The 5,229-nt window shown below is 75.8% G+C and carries 5 protein-coding genes; 2 read left to right on the forward strand and 3 right to left on the reverse strand.

Translation table 11 applies throughout. The annotated features are described in order from the left end of the window. Positions 1-49: 49 nt before the first annotated feature. Positions 50-394 (reverse strand): hypothetical protein, encoded by a 345-nt coding sequence (locus tag ACFWEK_RS18665; RefSeq protein ID WP_430548441.1) that lies wholly within the window; start codon positions 392-394, stop codon positions 50-52. A 98-nt stretch (positions 395-492) separates the two neighbouring features. Beyond that, positions 493-1,014 (reverse strand): hypothetical protein, encoded by a 522-nt coding sequence (locus tag ACFWEK_RS18670; protein WP_430548440.1) that lies wholly within the window; start codon positions 1,012-1,014, stop codon positions 493-495. A 265-nt stretch (positions 1,015-1,279) separates the two neighbouring features. Here ACFWEK_RS18670 and ACFWEK_RS18675 point away from each other — a divergent pair, with 265 nt between their 5' ends. After that, positions 1,280-1,924, forward strand: coding sequence for a hypothetical protein (locus ACFWEK_RS18675; protein ID WP_430555008.1), 645 nt, complete (start codon positions 1,280-1,282; stop codon positions 1,922-1,924). Between the two features lie 13 nt (positions 1,925-1,937). Here the strand turns inward: ACFWEK_RS18675 and ACFWEK_RS18680 are convergent, their stop codons facing one another. Continuing rightward, positions 1,938-2,960, reverse strand: coding sequence for a LacI family DNA-binding transcriptional regulator (locus tag ACFWEK_RS18680; RefSeq protein WP_430555009.1), 1,023 nt, complete (start codon positions 2,958-2,960; stop codon positions 1,938-1,940). Between the two features lie 157 nt (positions 2,961-3,117). Here ACFWEK_RS18680 and ACFWEK_RS18685 point away from each other — a divergent pair, with 157 nt between their 5' ends. After that, positions 3,118-5,040, forward strand: coding sequence for a glycoside hydrolase family 127 protein (locus tag ACFWEK_RS18685; RefSeq protein WP_430555010.1), 1,923 nt, complete (start codon positions 3,118-3,120; stop codon positions 5,038-5,040). The last annotated feature ends 189 nt before the right edge of the window (positions 5,041-5,229 follow it).

Here is a 5,229-nt window from a genome sequence, read left to right on the forward strand (position 1 = left end):
GCTGCGGTCCGGTCCGGGCTTCTCTGTCTCGCGGACTCTCGGCGTCCCGTCAGGCGGCGGCGGGCGTCGGCTGCCCCGCGCGCACCGGCTGCGGGTAGTCCTCGACGACGGCGGGCGGGGCCTCGACCGTGCCCGGCGTCGTGCCCGGCACCGGGGCGGGCACGACGCTCGCCTCCTCCGCCGCCTGCTCGTCACGCAGCGGCAGGCCGAGCGTGACGGTGGCCGGTCGCGCGACGCGTGCCGGCGGGACGGACATCGCCACCACGGCCGCACCCCCGAGCCCGGCCAGGAGAGCGGCCCACGCCACCCACGTCCAGCCGAGCGCTGCCGACGCGCCCAGCAACGCCCCGTCCACGACCCCCACGACGAGTCCGACGACGAGCACCCGTCTCATGCCTACCTCCCACGGTCCGCCTCATCCGTGCCTTTCCAGGAGACGACACGACGGCCGGTCGTGCATCTGCTGGGCGGACCGTGCAGGTCACAGGTGGGTCACGGTCGCCGGTCGTGCCCCGCCTGGTCCCAGGTGAGGGCGGGCGCGGACATCCGGGGGTCGGCGTGCCCGAGCAGCAGGGGCGACGGGGACGGGTCGAGCGTGGTGCGCAGCTGGTGGTGCATCTCCCCGGTGAGCCGCAGCGCCAGCTCGAACCGCAGCGGCGCCACGTGGTCGGCATGGAGCCGGCCGCCGATCGCCGGGTGCGGGGAGAAGGCGAGCACCTCGTCCGGTCGCGGGTGCAGGCCGGTGTCGAGCACCTCCCGGCACAGGTCCTCCAGCAGGAGGTCCGCGCGCCCGTCCGCCGAGTCGAGCTCCGTGTACATCTCGACGGCGGTGGACCAGCGGAGCTCGAGCGTCCCCTCGATCGTGTCGAGGAACCACCAGCCCTCCAGGGACTCGAGGAAGACGTCGCCGAAGACGGTCGTGAAGCGGGGCGTCTTGCCGTGGACCCCCAGCCACGACCAGGACGCCAACCCGTACGCGAACGCGCCGGGAGCAAAGGTTCTGAGCAGTTCCACGTGCGCATCAAACCACCTTGTGGTAAAAGACGAAACCCCCGACTCCGCCGGGGCTGAGCGTGGCCCCGCTCACGCAGAATCGTCACCTGTTCGTGATGTAGGTCAAGGATGCGGGCGCGCAGGTCAAGAATCGGTCATCCACGCAGGTGGGGGTTGCGCCGGCCCGCCGTCGCGGAACTCTGCCCCGGCGCCGCCCGTTGACCCACGGGTGGCCCGAGGACCTCGGCGCCGCCGCCGCACGAGCCCCCGACCCGGAGGTGGAGCCATGGAGACGCCCGCCGCGCGCAGGCGTGTCGACGCCCGGAGCGTCGCGATCACCGGACTCACGACGCTCGCCTGGTACGCCGTGCCCGACGTCGTCGGCCCTCGCTGGGCGCGCGCCCTCACCAAGGCAGGCGTGCTGGCCGGCGGGCTCGGCCTGGGTATGGCCCTCACCGCCGAGGGCCGCTCCGCCGTCGACGGCGTGCGGGAGGCGCGCGACGAGGTCCGCGACCTGCGCGACCTCGCCCGGCGCATGGAGGCGTCGCCCGAGGGGGACGACGGCGACGTCGACGACGCGGACCTCGGCGACGCTGACCCGGACGCGGGCCTCGGCGATGCCGGGGTGGACGACGCCGACCTCGAGGACAACGTCCTCCTGGGCGACGCGGAGCTCGCGGACGCCGACCCGTTGCCGGACCCGGCGGTCGCGGGAGCTGCGGCGGCGGGCGCGGTCGCCCTCGCGGTGGCGGTCGCCGTGGCGGGGGAGAAGTGGGCCTACCGGCGCGGCGAGCGGTGGCGCACGCAGGGGCGGCGGCTGCCGCACACGCGGGTCGGGCTGATCCTCGGGGCGCTCGCGGCCGTGGCGACCGCCCTCGACCCGTCGATCTCCATGGTCGGGCCGCTCGAGGACGAGGCGCCCGCGAGCTGACGCGGCTCCCGGCTCAGGCGTCCCCGGCGGTCGAGCCCCGCACGACGAGGCGTGGCGGGGAGAGCTCCGTGCCGTGCGCGGGCCGCCCGTCGATCGCGGCCAGCAGGAGCTCGGCGGCGCGCTGCCCCATCCGGTCGAGCTGGGGGTCCACGGTGGTCAGGGGCGGGCGGCTGGCGAGCGCCATGACGTCCCAGTCGTCGTAGCCGGTCACGGCCACGTCCTCGGGCACGCGCACGCCGCGGTCGCGCAGGCGGTCGCAGCCGCCGCGGGCGATCTGGTCGGAGGCGAACGCGATGGCGTCGACCGGCAACGGCTCGCCGGCCCGGTGGTCGCCGAGGAGGAGGTCGACGGCCAGCCGCCCCCAGCGCTCGGACCACTCGCCGAACCGCGGCTCGCCGACGATCACGCCGCCGCGCGCCGCGAGGGCGTCGGCCAGGGCGGCGTGCCGCTGCACGGAGGCCGCCTGGTCACCGCGACCGCCGACGTAGGCGACCCGGGCGCGGCCGAGGGAGAGCAGGTGCTCCGCGACGGCGGTCATCCCGGCGGCGTCGTCGGGCACGACGGACGCGTCGTCCAGGTCCTGCGACGGTGCGAAGGCGTAGACGACCGGCATCGGCACCCGGATGGGCGGCCGGGGATCGGTGGTGCGGCCCGTGACGATGATCCCGTCCACGCGCCGCGCGACGAGGCTGCGGACGTGGTGCTGCTCGCGGACGGCGTCGTGCCGGGCCGTGGCCAGCAGCGCCGAGATCTGACCGCCGACGAGCGCGTTCTCGGCGCCGAGGACCACCGGCAGCGAGAAGCGGCCGGCCGAGTCCGTGCTCAGCAGGCCGACGGTGAAGCTGCGCCGCGCCGACAGCGACCGCGCCTGCGCGTCGGGCACGAAGCCCAGCCGTTCCGCCGCCTCGCGCACGCGGGCACGGGTCGCGGGTCGCAGGGAGCCGGTGTCGTTGAGCGCCTTCGACACGGTGCTGGGGGACACCCCTGCCAGCGCGGCGACGTCCGTGATCCGCACGACGCCCGGAGTCTCCGCCATGAGGCCTCCTCGAGGATTCCTGCCGTTCCGCGGGATGGCGGGCGGCGCTGCCGATGGTACGCGATTCCACCTGTCGGGCAGGTGCTTGACGACTCGCGCAACGCTCCCTACCGTGAGGAAAACGGATTCCTAGTTTCCTTCCTCAAGGGAGAGGTGCATGACGACGACGACGCTCCGGACCGCTCGCGGCCCTGCCGAGCCCACAGCCTCGGCGATCAGCAGCCTGCGGCCGCTGCCGCCGGGCAGCGCGACCCTCCAGGGCGGGCTGTGGGGTCACCGACTCCGCGTCAACCGCGACGCCTCGGTGCCCGAGGGCCTGGGGCACCTGCGCGAGTACGGGAACCTGCGCAACCTCGAGATCGCCGCCGGGCTGGCCGAGGGCGAGGCGCAGGGGCCGATCTTCGCGGACTCCGACGTGCACAAGTGGCTCGAGGCCGCGGCCTGGGAGTACGGGCGCGAGCCCGACGAGGCGCTGCTGGCCGACATCCTCGAGGTCACCCGGGCCGTCGCCGGCGCCCAGGCGCCGGACGGCTACCTCGACTCGGTGCCGCAGCTGCGCGGCGTGGAGCGGTACTCCGACCTGCCGTGGAGCCACGAGCACTACTGCGCGGGGCACCTGATGCAGGCCGCGGTCGCGCAGGTGCGGGCCACCGGGCGGCGCGAGCTGCTCGACGTCGCCGTCCGGCTCGCGGACCACCTCGTCGAGACCTTCGGCGACGGCGAGGGTCAGCTGCGCGAGGTCGACGGGCACCCGGTGATCGAGACCGCGCTCGTGGAGCTCTACCGGGAGACCGGCACGCGGGCGTACCTGGACCTGGCGCGCTGGTTCGTCGACGCCCGCGGCACGGGGATCATCGCGGCCCACGGCAAGCAGCCCACCTACTTCTCCGACCGGGTCCGTGTCCGCGAGGCGACGACCGTCGAGGGGCACGCCGTGCGCGCCGTCTACCTCGGCGCGGGCGCCACCGACGTCGCGGTCGAGACGGACGACCGCGAGCTCCTCGCGGCGCTCGAGGCGCAGTACGCGGCGATGGTCGACGGCAAGCAGTACCTCACGGGCGGGCTCGGCTCCCGCTGGGACGGCGAGGCGTTCGGCGACCCGCACGAGCTGCCCAACGACCGCGCCTACGCCGAGACGTGCGCCGCCATCGGCGCCGTGCAGTGGGCCTGGCGCCTGCTGCTCGCCACGGGCGACGCGCGCTACGCCGACCAGATCGAGCGGATGCTGCTCAACGGCTTCCTCTCCGGGCTCTCCCTGGGGGGCACGGAGTACTTCTACGTCAACCCGCTGCAGGTGCGCACCGGCGCGCACGCGGAGGAGGAGCGCAATCCCGCCGCCGGGCGCCGGCCGTGGTTCGGCTGCGCCTGCTGCCCGCCCAACATCATGCGGACGCTGTCGAGCCTCGAGGGGTACCTCGCGACGGTCGCCGACGACGCGCTCCAGGTGCACCAGTACGCACCCGGCACGATCGCCGCCGACCTGCCCGGCGGCGCGCTGCGCGTCCGTGTCGAGACGGGGTACCCGTACACCGGCCGGGTGACCCTGCACGTCGAGGAGGCGCACACGGGAGCCGGGCTCGCGCTGCGGGTGCCGGGCTGGGCCGAGGGCGCCACGCTCGACGGCGCCCCCGTCGCGGCCGGTGGCTACGCCACCGTGGGCCGGGCGCTCGCGGCCGGGGACGTCGTCGTGCTGGAGCTGCCCGTGGCGCCCCGCCTGACGGCCGCGGACCCGCGGGTCGACGACGTGCGCGGCTGCGTCGCGATCGAGCGCGGCCCGCTCGTGTACGCGCTGGAGCAGGAGGACCAGGACGGGTGCGCCGTCGTGGACGACGTCCTGATCGACGTCGCCGGGCCCCTGGGCGAGGAGGACCGTCCCGACCTGCTCGGCGGGACGGTCGTGGTGACGGCGACCGGGTCCGTGCGGTCCCGGCCCGCGTCGCCCGTGGGCGCCGGCCCGTACCGGCCGGCGGAGACGCCAGCCCCGCCCGTGACCGGCGCGGTGACGCTGCGGGCGGTCCCGTACCACCTGTGGGCCAACCGCGGCCCCCAGGCCATGCGGGTCTGGATCCCCGTGGCCTGACCGGCAGCACCTCACGCGGGGCGCCCGACGCGGGCGCCCCGCCCCCGCGGGCACCGCCGCCCGCGGGCAGGACACGGAGGACACGGCGCCCGACGGGCGCGGAGGAGGAGAGCGATGGAGCTCACCAGACGGCAGCTGCTCGCGCTGCTCGGCGCGGGCGGCGCCGCCGCCGCCGGCGTGGGACTGGCC

This window comes from Isoptericola sp. NPDC060257, from assembly GCF_042726645.1.
In the GTDB taxonomy this organism is placed as follows: domain Bacteria; phylum Actinomycetota; class Actinomycetes; order Actinomycetales; family Cellulomonadaceae; genus Isoptericola; species Isoptericola nanjingensis.